This window comes from Pedobacter sp. KBW06 (assembly GCF_003852525.1).
In the GTDB taxonomy this organism is placed as follows: Bacteria; Bacteroidota; Bacteroidia; order Sphingobacteriales; family Sphingobacteriaceae; genus Pedobacter.
On the sequence record NZ_QAJL01000002.1, the window covers coordinates 624,226 to 639,127 of the forward strand.

At 42.0% G+C, this 14,902-nt stretch carries 12 protein-coding genes; 4 read left to right on the plus strand and 8 right to left on the minus strand.

The window, feature by feature from the left end; all coding sequences use genetic code 11:
- Positions 1-41: 41 nt before the first annotated feature.
- Genes creD through xrtN form a run of 3 tightly spaced genes read left to right on the plus strand, consistent with a single transcriptional unit; the run spans position 42 to position 5,251 of the window.
- A complete protein-coding gene (creD, locus tag DBR43_RS12770; RefSeq protein ID WP_124581373.1) occupies positions 42-1,409 on the plus strand; it encodes a cell envelope integrity protein CreD in 1,368 nt (455 codons plus the stop codon).
- Positions 1,410-1,412: 3 nt separating this feature from the next.
- Complete coding sequence (locus DBR43_RS12775) at positions 1,413-3,929, plus strand: XrtN system VIT domain-containing protein (protein ID WP_124581375.1); 2,517 nt, start codon at positions 1,413-1,415, stop codon at positions 3,927-3,929.
- Entirely contained in the window at positions 3,920-5,251 is a 1,332-nt protein-coding gene (gene xrtN / locus DBR43_RS12780; RefSeq protein WP_124581377.1) for an exosortase N, read from the plus strand. The genes DBR43_RS12775 and xrtN overlap by 10 nt, the downstream gene beginning before the upstream one ends.
- Here the strand turns inward: xrtN and DBR43_RS12785 are convergent.
- Complete coding sequence (locus DBR43_RS12785) at positions 5,222-6,667, minus strand: M28 family peptidase (RefSeq protein ID WP_124581379.1); 1,446 nt, start codon at positions 6,665-6,667, stop codon at positions 5,222-5,224. The genes xrtN and DBR43_RS12785 overlap by 30 nt on opposite strands.
- 89 nt (positions 6,668-6,756) lie before the next feature.
- Positions 6,757-7,728, minus strand: a complete 972-nt coding sequence (locus DBR43_RS12790; RefSeq protein WP_074612060.1) for a polyprenyl synthetase family protein — start codon at positions 7,726-7,728, stop codon at positions 6,757-6,759.
- 72 nt (positions 7,729-7,800) lie between these two features.
- On the opposite strand from DBR43_RS12790, the gene DBR43_RS12795 reads away from it, so the two are divergent.
- On the plus strand, positions 7,801-8,793 hold the full coding sequence (locus DBR43_RS12795) for an alpha/beta hydrolase (RefSeq protein WP_124581381.1): 993 nt from the start codon (positions 7,801-7,803) through the stop codon (positions 8,791-8,793).
- Here the strand turns inward: DBR43_RS12795 and DBR43_RS12800 are convergent.
- From DBR43_RS12800 to DBR43_RS12825, 6 genes are all read right to left on the minus strand, one after another.
- A complete protein-coding gene (locus DBR43_RS12800) occupies positions 8,790-9,752 on the minus strand; it encodes a YpdA family putative bacillithiol disulfide reductase (protein ID WP_124581383.1) in 963 nt (320 codons plus the stop codon). The genes DBR43_RS12795 and DBR43_RS12800 overlap by 4 nt on opposite strands.
- A gap of 21 nt (positions 9,753-9,773) precedes the next feature.
- Complete coding sequence (locus tag DBR43_RS12805) at positions 9,774-11,189, minus strand: MBL fold metallo-hydrolase (RefSeq protein ID WP_124581385.1); 1,416 nt, start codon at positions 11,187-11,189, stop codon at positions 9,774-9,776.
- 96 nt (positions 11,190-11,285) lie between these two features.
- Positions 11,286-11,945 carry a formylglycine-generating enzyme family protein gene (locus tag DBR43_RS12810; RefSeq protein WP_124581387.1) on the minus strand — a complete coding sequence of 220 codons (660 nt, stop codon included), beginning with the start codon at positions 11,943-11,945 and terminating at the stop codon, positions 11,286-11,288.
- A 1-nt stretch (position 11,946) separates the two neighbouring features.
- Entirely contained in the window at positions 11,947-12,966 is a 1,020-nt protein-coding gene (locus DBR43_RS12815) for an asparaginase (RefSeq protein WP_124581389.1), read from the minus strand.
- A 3-nt stretch (positions 12,967-12,969) separates the two neighbouring features.
- Positions 12,970-13,737: a TatD family hydrolase gene (locus DBR43_RS12820; protein WP_124581391.1), complete on the minus strand. Its 768-nt coding sequence runs from the start codon at positions 13,735-13,737 to the stop codon at positions 12,970-12,972.
- 106 nt (positions 13,738-13,843) lie between these two features.
- Positions 13,844-14,884 (minus strand): FKBP-type peptidyl-prolyl cis-trans isomerase, encoded by a 1,041-nt coding sequence (locus DBR43_RS12825; RefSeq protein ID WP_124581392.1) that lies wholly within the window; start codon positions 14,882-14,884, stop codon positions 13,844-13,846.
- Between the last annotated feature and the right edge of the window lie 18 nt (positions 14,885-14,902).

The window sequence follows — 14,902 nt, forward strand, 5'->3', positions numbered from 1 at the left end:
CCAACTACTTTGAAATACAAAGTACTTTTAAACATCAAACTATGGAACCATTTCAATTGCCCCCACAAAAATCATTCTTCGCTCAGCTACAGGAATCTGTAGGTGCCAAACTTTTCTTAATTGGCATGCTTACCGTATTGCTGCTGCTCCCCTCCTCCTGGATTCAGTCGCTCATCACAGAACGCGAACAACGTCAGAATGAAGCGATCGTAGAAATTGCAGAAAAATGGTCGGGTAAGCAACTGATTGAAAGCCCTGTGATGCAGCTGCCTTACAAAACCTTCGTCAAAGTGACAGATGCAGCGGGCAAAACGAGCTTGAAAGACGGGCTTTCCGTAATATATATCCTGCCGGAAGACCTGAACATTCAAAGCAAGGTAAGTCCTGAAATTTTGCACCGCGGGATCTTTGATGCCGTCGTATATAACACAAAACTGAAAATTCAAGGTCGATTCAGCGAACTGGAATTAAAAAAATCAGGCATCAATCCAGAGCTCATCTTATGGGATAAAGTCAAAGTGATTGCCGGATTAAGTGATTTAAAAGGGTTAAAAAATAACCCAATCATAAAACTTGAGGACCTGGCCTATACCGCAGAACCTGATTTCTCCCCGGAAAACCTGTTCAACAATAGTCTCGCGGTACAGGCCAACCTTAGTACTGGTAAAAGCACAGCCATTCGTTTTAACTACGACATTGACCTTCGCGGGAGCGGAGAATTAGATTTCCTGCACCTGGGCAAAAGCACTTCTGTGAGCGTCACAGGAAATTGGAGCAACCCAAGCTTTACAGGCAACTACCTACCCGAAACCAGGTCAATCACGGATAAACAATTTAACAGTAACTGGAAAATGTCCAATTTCAACCGACCTTTCCCACAGCAATGGATGGGTAGTAATGATGCGCTAAGCGAGCAAAATAAAGCTAAAGCGACTTTCGGTGTCAAGTTTCTTCTTCCTGTGGATCAGTACCAGAAAACCACACGCTCAGCAAAATATTCGGTACTGATCATCCTATTGAGCTTTATCTCTCTTTTCTTTATTGAACTGCTCAATAAAATAAAGGTTAACCTGCTTCAATATGTATTGATTGGCGCGGCAATGATCATCTACTATAGCCTGTTGCTGTCTTTCACAGAACAGATTGGCTTTGCCCCCGCTTATTTGATTGCTTCCATCGCCACCATTGTCCTGGTGAGCGTCTTTATCGGAACATTTTTGAGAAACAAAAAAGCAGCATTTGTATTTGCTGCTATTCTGAGCATATTTTATAGTTTCATCTATGTGATCATTCAATTGCAGGACATGGCGCTCCTTTTCGGAAGTATCGGTTTATTTATCACGGTTGCCTGTCTGATGTATTTCTCTGTTAAAATCAACTGGAATAAAAATCAACCTGTTATTGCTTAAATCATGAAAAGCATAAAATCCATTCTTTTAGAAGACAAATTCCGCCTGAGCGGAATTGTCTCTATTCTTATTTCGGCAACAATATTTGTGATTTCAGGGTTTCTCAGCGAGGACGCCGCATTTTTTCTCTTTATCCTTTGCTATGGATTCTCGGCCATCTTTGCGCTGCTCTTTTTATACAAAATCGTTTTCTTGTACAAAAGAAAAGCGGGTCAGGCTAAAATAGAATATACCGCATTGATACTTGTCCTTTGGTTTATCAGTGCATTTTCTCTGAACAGAGTCATGAACATTTTTAACAATTCCAGCACCTGGCTCTCCGTATACATCTGTATCGCATGCCTGGCCATAGTATTGAGTACAATACAAGAGGTATTCGGCCTGTTCATTAAACATATACTGACCTTCATATTGGCCGCCTCAAGCCTGTTGTTCATCTATTACGCCATTTATTTGATTCCATTTTATGCCCTTAGTGCCTTGGCAGCTATACTTTTAGGGTTATCTGTTCATTCTTTTATTCCGCTATTTCTGGCCATCATTTCCATTTCGTTTCTGGTGAAATTTGTTAAAAAAATCCCTGAGCTAAAATATTCCATTTCTGCCGGCGCTCTGATTCCGCTACTCATTACCGCCTGGTTTACCTTTGAGTGGAGTCGGCTGAATAAAAGTGTCAGTTTATCTCAAAATCACAATTCACTAAATGAAAGTCCGCTTCCGGAATGGGCAGTCATTGCAGCACAACTTCCAAAATCGCTGATTACGGAAAAATACCTGAAAGCCGATCTGGTATACACCACTCCAAATGAAAACAGAAATTGGTTCTGGGGGGATGTCAGATCTTCCTTTGCAGAACCTAAAAAACACGATCCTCTGATTGTGTTTGCCAGTCTGTGGTCGGGTAAACCTAACCTGAGTGACGAAAACCGGATTAAAATCCTCAAATCTATTTATGACTCCAGACACCTCGCCGAGGAAAGGCTTTGGTCTGGCGATGATCTGGAAACACAAAGTGTAACCAGCAATATCAAAGTGTATCCCGAGTACAGGATGGCATACACAGAAAAAACACTAAGCATTCGCAACAATAACCAAAGACCATGGAGCATGAACCAGGAGGCCATCTATACCTTTCACCTCCCTGAAGGGTCGGTCATCAGTTCACTTTCTTTATGGATCAACGGGATAGAGGAAAAGGCACGACTGACGACAAAAGGGAAAGCAGATTCTGCCTACAAAACGATTGTCGGAGTCGAATCCCGCGATCCTTCCGTGGTTCACTGGCAGGAAGGCAATACGGTAAGTGTTCGCGTCTTTCCATGTACCAGCGAAGAAAACAGGAAATTTAAAATCGGCATCAGCAGTCCTCTCAAAAAAGAGAGCAATCAGCTCATTTATGAAAACACCTGGTTTGATGGTCCTACGGCAAAAAATGCGGAAGAAAGCGTTCAGCTGGATTTTTCGGTTCCTCCAGCGGAACTCGATACCGACCTCCAGCTTCAGAAAAACGGGAAGTACACTACAGACCGCCAGTACAAAGACAAATGGACATTAAGCCTTGGTAAGGCCGAGTTATCTGCTCAGCTCTTTTCATTTGGAGGCAACAGCTATCAGTTGAAAGAAGCCGCCCCCATCTCTGTAGCATTCAAACCAAAAGCCATTTACCTGGACCTCAATCGCTCCTGGTCGGAACAAGAATTAAAAAAACTCTGGCCAAAAATAAGTCAGCAAAACGTATATGTTTTTAAGGAAAAGCTGATCAAAGTAACTGCAGAGAATTTAAATTCAGTTTACCAGAATTTTAGCGACCTTAACTTTAGCCTGTTTCCGTTCTATGAAATCTCAGACCCTGAAAACGCCCTGGTTATTAGTAAAAGTAACGGAAATGAACCTAACCTTAGAGATCTGGAAAATAGTAAATTTCAGAAAAAGACAAGCACTTTCTTTGCTAAGGCCCGGCCATTTCATTTATATCAACTGGGCGAACAAAGCAGCCCTTACCTAAAAACATTAAAGGAATTTGGTCTCTTCACCTATAATGAAGGAGATCTGGACCTGCTCATTAGCCGGTTGCAGACAAATCAATTCAGGAGTTTCGAAGAGCAGGAAAATTCCCTGATGATTCCCAATGCTGAAATGAAAGTAGAAAAGATAAAAGGCAGTGTAAATACGAATGCTCCTGATCATTTACTTCGTTTGTTTGCTTACAATGACATTCTTAAAAAAGTAGGAGCTACCTATTTTGAGAAAAACTATGTTCAGGATGATTTGCTGGCCACGGCCGACCAGGCCTTTATCGTCTCTCCTGTGTCCAGTATGATCATTTTGGAAAGCCAGAAGGACTATGATCGCTTTGGGATAGAAGAGAGTAAGGACAGCCTTAAAAACGCCTCTATTCAATCTTCGGGCGCTGCTCCCGAACCACATGAATGGATGCTCATCATACTGTGTGCAGCCGTCATGATTTATTTCAGTTACCAGTCCGGACATTTTAACAGGCTTAGCCAATTATGGAAATAGCAGGATTAAGAAAGCCGCTAACCGCTCTTTTACCAGTCATGATGTGTCTGTGCTATGCATTGATCTCCTTTAGGTTGCTTTCAGGATACCTGATCCGGGACCTCACTTTATACATCGGAATCGCCATTATTCCTTATGTATGCCGCATAGAAAGTAAAAGCCGGTCTTTGCGCTTTCTTATTCCTGCCTTACTTTTTACTTTGCTCGCCATTTTTATACCTGCAAAATCAACCCTGTTTTTTACACTGGTATTTACGATGTTGTTGCTATTTGAAAATTTCATGGGGAAAATTAGCCTGAACTTCTTCTTCGTTCTGGTGTTGCTGTCCCCTCTTTTTAAATTCTTTAGCGATACGCTCAGCTTCCCCCTTCGGTTATGGTTAAGCGATACAGTTGCTAAGACCATAACCCTGACAGGGATTCATGCCAGAGCAGCCGGAAACATCATTACCATTGATGGTTACGATTTCTATATTGATCAGGCCTGTGCCGGATTAAATATGCTCAGTATTTCTTTGCTGATCTGCCTTTTTATCCTCAGTTTCCACCAGAAGAAAAATGAAAGATCTCTTTCATTTTATAGCCTGGCGACAGTGCTGATTCTGACGTTCCTCCTTAACATTGTTTCCAACTTTTTCAGGATCATGATGATTGTCATTTTCAAGATCATGCCCGCAACAGCAATGCATGACCTCGTTGGGATGTGTACTCTGATTGTTTACGTCATTCTTCCCTTGATGGCACTCAGTGGTCCTTTCGTACAGCGCTTTGGTAAAATAAACCTGGAAAAGGAAGATCAGGCAACAGCACATTTATTGAGGTATCCGGTCTTACACCTGATGTTCTTTGGTGTGATCATTTTTATCTCCATCCGTTCAGCTGAAAATGTACAGGGAGCACACAGTAACGGCAAGCACATCACATTGAAAGGATATCAGAAAACCTTTCTTCAAAACAACGTATTAAAGTTTGAGAACAAAGAAGCATTGATCTACATGAAGTCTACTTCTTTCTACGCACCGGAACACAATCCCATGATCTGCTGGACGGGAAGTGGTTATGAGTTTCAATTGATAAAGAAAGAAATGATCAACGGAACAGAAATCTATACGGGTACCCTGGTTAAAGGAAAGGATAAAATCTACGCCTCCTGGTGGTTTGACAATGGAAACATGAAAACCATTAACCAGCTCCAGTGGAGGTGGAACGCGGCCAGGGGGGATCAGGAATTTTACCTTATCAACGTAAATGCCACTAAAAGCGAAGATCTTAAAAGAATTACCGCTGCACTCCTACCATCTCCATTCGCCGGCAATCCTTAACGGAACTTCCAGTTCATTGTCCTGAAGGAAGACTTTCAAAGCTTCTTCAGTTTGTTTAACAACAGGGATGCTCGGCGTATTGGCAAGTGCATAAGCAAGCATGGCACTGTACCTGACGGTATTTTTTAAGCCTTGCTCATCTACCAGTTTAAACACATCTCCATCAGAGTGGTAGTAAGGCCCGGAATTGTTAGGTAATTTACCTCCTGCACCACCACCTGTAGGCACACCTTGCAATAAGAATGGCTGATGGTCACTATGCAATCCTGCACCGGAATAAAAAACATTTTTAAAACCTGTATCGAGTTTACTGATCTGCCCGCCCCATTCGGTAAATAAAGTTTTCATTTCTTTTCTGCTGGTAGAAAATCCTTTAGGATCATTGGTCATATCATAATTTAACATGAACCGCAGCTGATTCAATGTATTTTCTTTTTTTGCTGCATCCACATAAGCTTTAGATCCCAACAAGCCTTGTTCTTCGCCCATAAACAGGATGAATTCCAAAGTACGGTCTGTGCTTAAGTTCAATTTTTTAAAAGTACGTGCCATATCCATAATCGCAAAGGATCCGATTCCATTGTCTATCGCACCTGTAGCCAGATCCCAGCTGTCCAAATGTCCGCCTACCACAATCTTTTCTTCCGGATGTGTTTTTCCTTTTATAGTCGCAATGACATTGCGGGCTTTAATCATTCCCGAAAAATTGGTCATGTTTAAACTCGCGAATTGTTTTTTCGTTTTTAAAGCTTCTTTCAGGCGCATTCCGTTTTCCAGTCCGATGCAAACAGCAGGAATAGGGATCAGTTTTCCGGTTACAGAAGCGGTCCCCGTAAGCAATACACCACCTTTAACCCCATTGATGATGATGATTCCACTTGCTCCGTATTTAGTCGCAATTGCGGCCTTCTCTGAACGGTGTAATGAGGGCGTATTTGCAGGAGATCCGGGTAAAACCCCCAGATAAACCAAAGCTATCTTTCCTTTTACCTTACCCGCATCTTTCTGATAATCTTCTTCCAGTCCATTTCCCAGGTCTACCATTTCCCCAACAACCGTTGCCTTAACCGGTGAATGTGCTAAAGTCACAGAACTGATTTTTTTCAATTCATTTTCAGCATCCCCTATTTTAGTTTCATTGGTCAGACGGCTCCAGCTTTCTACTTCGAAAGGCTGATATTTTACGTCATAACCATAAGATTTTAAAAGATTGAAAGCATATTCTTCGGCCTTAGCTCCGTTGGCGGAACCCGTCAGGCGATGCCCGATGCTTTCCGTAGCAAACTTCAAATTTCCATAAGCGTTGGAATTGGCCTGTACCTCTTTGCTGATTTTCTCAAAAACGGGAGTGAAATTGTCTTGCGACTGCGCGGAAAGGGCCATACCACAAATGAGCAAACTAAAGAAAGCTTTCATAAAGATGTTTTTTTGATGAAAATAAGAATTTTGACTGCGATGTCCTACGTTCTTTCTTTTTTGTTCTGCAACAAATCTATTGCGAAAGACTATTTCTTACGTTCCGTCGTATAACGAACCAATTGCTCCAGACCTGTTCTTGCCTCCCCAGGTTCAAAGCTGTGAAGGATTTCGAAAGCTTCCTGCTGATATTGTACCATTTTCTCATTGGCATAGCGAACCCCTTCTTTGGCATTCACAAAATCAATGATCTCCTGTATTTTTGCAGGCTCATCCTGATGGTTTTTCACCAGATTGATAATTCTCTTTTTCTCTGCTTTTTCTGATCGGTTTAGAGCATAAATCAAAGGAAGGGTCACTTTCTTTTCTTTAATATCGATTCCTAAAGGTTTTCCAACATCGTCAGTTCCGAAATCAAAAGTATCGTCTTTGATCTGGAAGGCGATGCCCACCTTTTCACCGAACAGTCTCATTTTTTCTATCGTCTCTTCATCCGCACCGGCTGAGGCAGCACCACAGGCACAGCAGGAAGCAATTAAGGAAGCAGTCTTCTGACGGATCACATCGAAGTAAAGTTCTTCGCTGATGTCCATTTTCCGTACTTTCTCAATTTGCAATAATTCCCCTTCACTCATTTGCTTCACCGCTTCAGAAACGATTTGCAGCAATCGGAATTCTCCGTTATTCACAGAAAGCAATAAGCCCTTGGCCAATAAATAGTCACCTACCAGAACAGCAATCTTATTTTTCCATAAAGCATTGATGGAAAAGAAACCTCTTCTTTCGTAGGCATTATCTACTACATCATCATGAACCAGCGTTGCGGTATGTAAAAGCTCTACTAATGCAGCACCTCTGTGAGTGGATTCAATGATTCCGCCACAAAGTTTTGCAGCAAAGAAGACGAACATCGGGCGAATCTGCTTACCCTTTCTTTTAACAATATAATGGGTAATCCGATCGAGCAATGGTGCGTCACTATGCATCGAGGCCTTGAATTTTTCTTCGAAGGCAGCTATGTCGGCGGCTATGGGGAGTTTTATCTGATTTATTCCTGGCATTCAGGTAAAAAAATATGTGTGCAAACATAAATTAAATATCTTTAAAAGCGTACTTTTAGTAAAAAGTTTAAAGTGAAAATAACATTTAAAGTACTTATCGCCGTTATTTTGGTGGCTACCGTGGTATATTTCATGGGCCCCAAGCCTAAGCATCCGGAATATAATACAGAGATTCCCCCTGTTCCGGACCTCAATCAGCTGGAAGACTATGTAAAAAAGATCGAATCCCAGCATAAAGTAAAACCGGGTAACGAGGCCGAAATTGTCTGGGCAGACTCCGCTTTAAAAAGCCAATCGGAATATGCAGTAGTCTATTTACACGGTTATTCTGCATCCAAAGAAGAGGGAAATCCTGTGCACCTTCATTTAGCAAAAGAAATTAAAGCCAACCTATACCTCGCCCGTCTTGCAGACCATGGCGTGGATACCACTGCTGCGATGGAGTATTTCACCGCCGACCGCCTCTGGGAAAGCGCCAAACAAGCCATGGAAATTGGAAAGAAATTAGGAAAGAAAATTATTCTTGTCGGCACCTCTACCGGAGGAACACTGGCTTTAAAGCTGGCTGCAACCTATCCGGATCAGATCAACAGCCTGATTCTCATTTCTCCAAATATTGAGATCAATGATAAAATGGCTTTTATGCTCAATGCACCCTGGGGATTACAGATCGCCCGCTTAGCACTTGGAGGTAAAGAAAGGGTAATCGAGGGAGAGTCTGCCACTTATGAAAAATACTGGTACACCCGTTACCGTCTGGAATCTACCGTACAACTTCAGGAACTGGTAGAAACCAGTATGAATAAACAGACTTTTGAAAAAGTGAAACAACCTGTTCTACTGCTTTATTATTATAAAAACGAACAGGAACAAGATCAGACAGTAAAAGTATCTGCGGAACTGAGCATGTTTGATGAGCTGGGTACACCAAAAGATTTAAAAGTTAAAACGGCGATCCCTAACGGAGCAAGCCATGTATTGGGTTCCCACATTACATCCAAAGATATTCCGGCAGTAGAGAAGGCTATAGATAGCTTCACACACACCGTATTGAAGATTAACTAGGACTGAGCAGCTATATGGGCAAAGATTTGCTCCGCATGCACCCTGCTGTTTTCAATAAACCATTTGTGGGTATCCATCCCACCACAGACCACTCCTGCCAGGTATAAGCCTGGCAGATTGCTTTCCATGGTTTCCGGATCATAGAAAGGCTGACTGCCATCTCCCATCTCCACGCCCAACTTTTTCAGCATGCCAAAATCAGGCTGATAGCCAGTCATGGCGATTACAAAATCATTCTCAATGACCTGCTCTCCTTCCGGAGTTTTAATTACGACCTGATCCGGCGTAACAGACAGTACTTCTGAATTAAAATGAGCGGTGATCTCTCCTTCTTTAATCCTGTTTTCGATATCTGGCCTTACCCAATACTTCACATAAGAACCGATCTCTCCGCGACGAATGACCAGGGTTACCTTTGCCCCCTTCCGGTAAGTTTCCAGTGCGGCATCTATGGCAGAATTATTTGCGCCGATCACCACCACATTCTGAAAAGCATACAAATGCGGATCTTTGTAATAGTGGGTAACTTTAGGCAGCGTTTCGCCCGGAATCCCCATCAGCAAAGGGATATCATAGAATCCTGTAGCAATGATAACCTGCTTTGCTTTATAAGTTGTTTTGGAAGTTCCTACTTCAAACAGTCCATCCGTCTCTTTCCTTACTTTCTCTACCCTTTCAAACAAATGGATATTTAAAGAGAACTTTTCAGCTACTCTCCTGTAATACTCCACGGCTTCATTGCGGTTAGGTTTCGGATTGATGCTTACAAAAGGAACATCACCGATCTCCAGACGCTGGGAAGTTGAGAAAAAGGTCATAAAAACCGGATAGTTGTACAAACTGTTAACCAGGGCTCCCTTCTCCACGATGACATAACTCAGCCCGGCCTTTTTCGCTTCAATAGCACAAGCCATACCTATAGGGCCGGCACCGATAATCAGTACATCGTAGTCTTTCATCAATTTCTTATGTTTTTGTGGTTAAGCCTTCATTGCTTTTGAGGGACAGGCAAAGTCTGTGCGTTTTAAACCCGTAGATTTAATCGCTCCATAACCACCCGCAACATCAATCACATTTTCTACTCCACGTGCTTTTAGAATCGAAGCTGCAATCATAGACCGGTAGCCTCCTGCACAATGAATATAATAAGTCTCCTTATGGTCAATTTCATTCGTCCATTCGTTGATATAATCCAGGGGACGCGTTAAAGTCTGTTCCAGGTGCTCCGCTTCATATTCTCCAGGTTTCCTGACATCAAGCGCATTAATGTTTTCATTATTATTCAATACCTGCTCAAATTCTGATGCAGAAATAGAGCTGATGGTATCCAGGTCTTTACCAGCAGATTGCCACAATACAATTCCATCAGATAAGAAACCTATGGTATTGTCGTAACCAACTCTTGCCAGACGTGTAATCGTTTCTTCCTCTTTTCCCGCATCGCAAACCAACAATAAAGGTTGCTTTAAATCGGTGATCAAAGCGCCTACCCATGGGGCAAACTGTCCGTTAAGTCCAATATTTACCGAAGAAGGAATAAAACCTTTAGCAAAAACCTGCGGATCTCTGGTATCAAGAATCACAGCTCCGCTCAGGTTGGCCATGGCTTCAAATTCATCAGGAGATAAAGGCGTCAGGCCTTTTTCATAAACTTCGTCAAAACTCTCATAACCATGTTTGTTCATGGCTGCATTTTTAGCAAAATATTGTGGTGGAGGTAAAATACCTTCCGTTACTTCTTTTATAAACTGTTCTTTTGTTTCCGCTTTCAATGCATAGTTCACTTCTTTCTGGTGTCCCAGTGTATCGAAAGTCTCCTTACTCATATTTTTACCACAGGCAGAACCCGCCCCATGGGCAGGATAAACAAGGATATCATCCGGAAGGGTCAAAATCCTATTTTGTAAGGAGTCATATAAAGTAGCAGCCATGTCTTCCATCGTCAGTTCTCCTTTCTGAGCCAGATCAGGGCGACCAACATCCCCGATAAACAAGGTATCACCTGTAAAAATACAATATGCTTTACCCTCCTCATCTGTTAACAGATAAGTAGTGGACTCCGGCGTATGGCCTGGTGTATGTAAAGTGGTAATGGTCAGTGCGCCGATCTTGAATTGTTCTCCATCTTTTGCAATCAGCGACTTGAAGCTCGTCTGAGCGGTCGGTCCGTAGACAATCTCAGCTCCTGATTTTTCGGCAAGGTCCACATGTCCGGACACAAAATCCGCATGAAAATGAGTTTCAAAAATATACTTTATCGTTGCATTGTCTTTTTGCGCACGTTTCAGGTAAGGTGCAACCTCACGCAAAGGATCAATGATTGCTGCTTCGCCGTTACTCTCTATGTAATAAGCCGCCTCTGCTAAACAACCCGTATATATCTGTTCTATCTTCATTCCTGTCTATATGCTATTGAAATACAAAATTAAGGTTATAATTGAAGTACCGCAAATATTCCCTTATTAATGACATAACTATAGGGAAGGAACGGATCATAAAGATCTGGCGAGCCGGAAACCAAGGTCATCAATTTTAAACGAGGTTGGATGGCTGCGCCTGCGGTTTGTGGCCAGACACCCTCTCGCTTCATCGCACCAGCCCCCTCCGCGAAAGATGCGGTAAGAACCGTAAACTTCTTCGTCATAGATATCCGAGCACCATTCCCAGACATTTCCAAGCATATCATACAAACCCCAGGCATTCGGAACCTTTGTACCAACTTCATGGCTGCTGTTCTGGGAATTCGCCTTATACCAGGCAATTTCGTCAAGATCACCATACCTGGCTTCCAACCTTCCTGCTTTACAGGCATACTCCCATTCGGCCTCCAGCGGAAGCCGGTATCCATTAGCTTTGAAATCAAAGAGAATATCATCGCCAATGAGGTAACATTCATTGAGGCCTGATTTTCGGGAAAGCAGGTTACAGAAAGTAATGGCATCTTTCCAGGTGACCTGTTCCACAGGATTTTTATCTCCATGAAAGAAAGATGGAGATTCTTTTGTAATAGAGGAATACAGGTCTTGAGTTACCGGATATCTGGCAATCAGGAAAGAGTCAATTTTCACCGCCCATTCCTTTTTGATCCGATCGTCCCTCAATACAATTTCCCCGGCGGGTATTGCAACCAGTAAATCCTTATCGATTTCCATATTAGCTGGCCGTCAGCTCGCCTCTTAAAGATTGTTCCATTAAAATTGCAACTTCTTCATTTGGCAAGCCCTGCCCCATCAGGTACATCAGTTTAGTGATCGTTGCTTCAAAAGTAGTATCATAACCACTAATGACCCCCATTTGCTGAAGTTTCTTACTCGTTTCATACTTACCCAATTCCACAGAACCTCTTTTGCATTGTGTAATATCGATAATCAGCTTACCACTGTTAACGGCATCCTGCAAACTGGAAATGAACCATTCGGCAGTCGTCGTATTTCCGGAACCAAATGTTTCCAGCACAATGGCATCTACACCTGATTTGGTAATCGCATGAACGGCCTGTGATGAAATTCCAGGATAAAGTTTTAATACACCAATATTTGAATTGAAGCTGGTATGTACCTTAAGCGCTTCAGTAGGTTGTTTTGCAATGTAATTCTTAAAAAACGACAGGTGTACGCCTGCTTCTGCAAGAATCGGATAATTTGGGGAACGGAAGGCTTCAAATTTCTCCGAATTGTATTTAATGGACCTGTTACCGCGAAACAACTGGTAGTCAAAGTAAATACATACCTCTGGAACCATTGCCTTTCCCTGTTTTTTCATGGCCGCTATTTCCAGTGCCGTAATCAGGTTCTCTTTTGCATCTGTTCTGATCTCCCCTATTGGCAATTGAGATCCGGTAAGGATGACAGGTTTAGAGAGATTTTCTAACATAAAGCTCAATGCAGATGCGGTAAAGGACATGGTATCTGAACCATGCAGCACCACAAATCCATCAAACTCTTCATATTTATCCTGAATCAGCTTCGCCAGCTGCTCCCAAATCAGGGGATCCATGTTAGAGGAGTCAAGAATGGGATCAAAAGAATACACCGAAAGGTCATAATTTAAGCGGGCCAGTTCGGGTACATTTTGTTGAATCTGTTCAAAGTTAAAAGGTATAAGGACACCGGTTTTAGGGTCATTTACCATCCCTATGGTTCCACCGGTGTAGATGATCAGTATTTTGGTCATTGATTAAATGTTAAAGATGCTCCTGGAATTTGCTGTGGTTACTTCAGCGATTTCCTCTATATTGGTCTGGTAAATATCTGCTAATTTCTCGGCAATATGAACAAGATAACTGCTTTCATTTGGTTTCCCGCGGAAGGGAACCGGAGCCAGGTAAGGAGAATCCGTCTCTAAAACCAGGTTTGCCAGGGGAATCTCTTTCAACACTTCATCAAGGCCTGCTTTTTTATAGGTCACCACGCCACCAATTCCCAAATAAAAACCAAGGTCTATGGCTTTTCTGGCTTGTTCCAGATTACCCGTAAAGCAATGCAAAATCCCTCTTAACTTATCGTCTTTCTCTTTTTCCAGGATCTCAAAGATCTCGTCAAAGGCCTCACGACAATGAATAACGATGGGTAAATTAAGGTCCTTTGCCCAGTTAATCTGCTCAGTAAAGGCAATCTGTTGAATCTCCAAAGTGGTTTTATCCCAATGAAGGTCAATGCCGATTTCACCAATGGCATAGATCTCCCGGTCTGCAATACTTTCACAAATCTCGTCCAGTACCAACTCATAATCTTCTTTTACATCGCAGGGATGTAAACCTGCCATGGCAAAACAATGACCAGGGTATTTTTTAACCAGGTCATCAATCTTTGCGATCGAAGCAATATCAACATTGGGTAAGAACAAACGTTCTACTTTGTTATCGAAGCAACGTTGCATCAATAGGTCCAGTTTTTCAGGGTCTGTCTCGTAATATAGGTGGGTATGGGTATCCGTAAAAAGCATAGACAAAGTTAATAAAAAAACCCTGTCCGGAATATCCGGACAGGGTTTGTATTTTATGGGCAACACCCGGTCATGCTTTCAGACCACGATGTTCCTTTTTATTTTATTAGTGTTTGTGACCTTCATGCCCTGCTGCTGCTGGTGCAGTTGCCGGAGCTGTGGTTACCGGTGCAATAGTAGCACCTGCTACACCTGCCGGAGCAGCTTTAGGTTTTTTGATGTCAGATAATTCAACTTCAAATACCAATGGAGAGAAAGGACTGATACCGCCTTGTTGCATACCACCTTCACCATAAGCAAGGTTTGAAGGAATGATCAACGTCATTTTTCCACCTTTACCAATTAATTTTAAGCCTTCATCAAATCCTGGGATTGCACGACCTAAAGTGATCGGACGAGGACCATAAGTAGCCATAGGATTGTGTTTACCTGATTCCTTAGCGATTTTCTCATCACTGGTATCAAACACATTGTCTTTACCATTAGATTTTTTAGTCGTTAATTTACCAGTATAGTTTACCATCATGGTATCACCTAAAACAGGTTTTTCTGCGTTACCTGGTTTGCTGATTACATATTGTAAACCTGATGCTGTAGTTACTGTTTTAAGGTTGTTATCAGCGATATATTTTTTGATTTTTCCTGCTTCAGCACCTTTCAATCTTTCGATGTTTGCTTTGTAGTCTTTTTCAAAGAAATCTCTTGCTTTTTTCTGGAAAGTAGAGTCAGCCTCACCTTTACCTTTTTGCAATACTTTTTCTACTTTAATTGTAAATACAAGATATTTATCTTTTGTATTTGCTGGTTTTGGTTGTCCTGAATATTTAGCAACAGTATCTAAGTCTAATTTGAATGTTGCACTATCACCTTCTCCAAATAAAGTCAACACATCATTCATATCGCCTGCATATACTTTTTTCTGAACAGGGAACACTTGAGGTGCATCCATATCCCAGGTATTAACAGTTACTGAATCTTTTTCAGTTTTCTGAATAAAGTTCAATTTAACGATATCACCTTCTTTGATTTTATCTTTACCGCCATCTTTATGGATGGTGTACATAAGGCCTCCCGGGCCTTTTTTGTATTGGTTACAAGCAGCTAATCCAAGTGTGGCTGCGAAAAGAATTACTATACCTTTCTTCATGTGGTTTTTAAATTATTT

Excerpts from the sequence above, each read along its gene's own strand:
- creD (WP_124581373.1), top strand. The coding sequence starts at position 42 with ATGGAACCATTTCAATTGCCCCCACAAAAATCATTCTTCGCTCAGCTA.
- DBR43_RS12775 (WP_124581375.1), top strand. The coding sequence starts at position 1,413 with ATGAAAAGCATAAAATCCATTCTTTTAGAAGACAAATTCCGCCTGAGC.
- xrtN (WP_124581377.1), top strand. The coding sequence starts at position 3,920 with ATGGAAATAGCAGGATTAAGAAAGCCGCTAACCGCTCTTTTACCAGTC.
- DBR43_RS12785 (WP_124581379.1), bottom strand. The coding sequence starts at position 6,667 with ATGAAAGCTTTCTTTAGTTTGCTCATTTGTGGTATGGCCCTTTCCGCG.
- DBR43_RS12790 (WP_074612060.1), bottom strand. The coding sequence starts at position 7,728 with ATGCCAGGAATAAATCAGATAAAACTCCCCATAGCCGCCGACATAGCT.
- DBR43_RS12800 (WP_124581383.1), bottom strand. The coding sequence starts at position 9,752 with ATGAAAGACTACGATGTACTGATTATCGGTGCCGGCCCTATAGGTATG.
- DBR43_RS12805 (WP_124581385.1), bottom strand. The coding sequence starts at position 11,189 with ATGAAGATAGAACAGATATATACGGGTTGTTTAGCAGAGGCGGCTTAT.
- DBR43_RS12810 (WP_124581387.1), bottom strand. The coding sequence starts at position 11,945 with ATGGAAATCGATAAGGATTTACTGGTTGCAATACCCGCCGGGGAAATT.
- DBR43_RS12815 (WP_124581389.1), bottom strand. The coding sequence starts at position 12,966 with ATGACCAAAATACTGATCATCTACACCGGTGGAACCATAGGGATGGTA.
- DBR43_RS12820 (WP_124581391.1), bottom strand. The coding sequence starts at position 13,737 with ATGCTTTTTACGGATACCCATACCCACCTATATTACGAGACAGACCCT.
- DBR43_RS12825 (WP_124581392.1), bottom strand. The coding sequence starts at position 14,884 with ATGAAGAAAGGTATAGTAATTCTTTTCGCAGCCACACTTGGATTAGCT.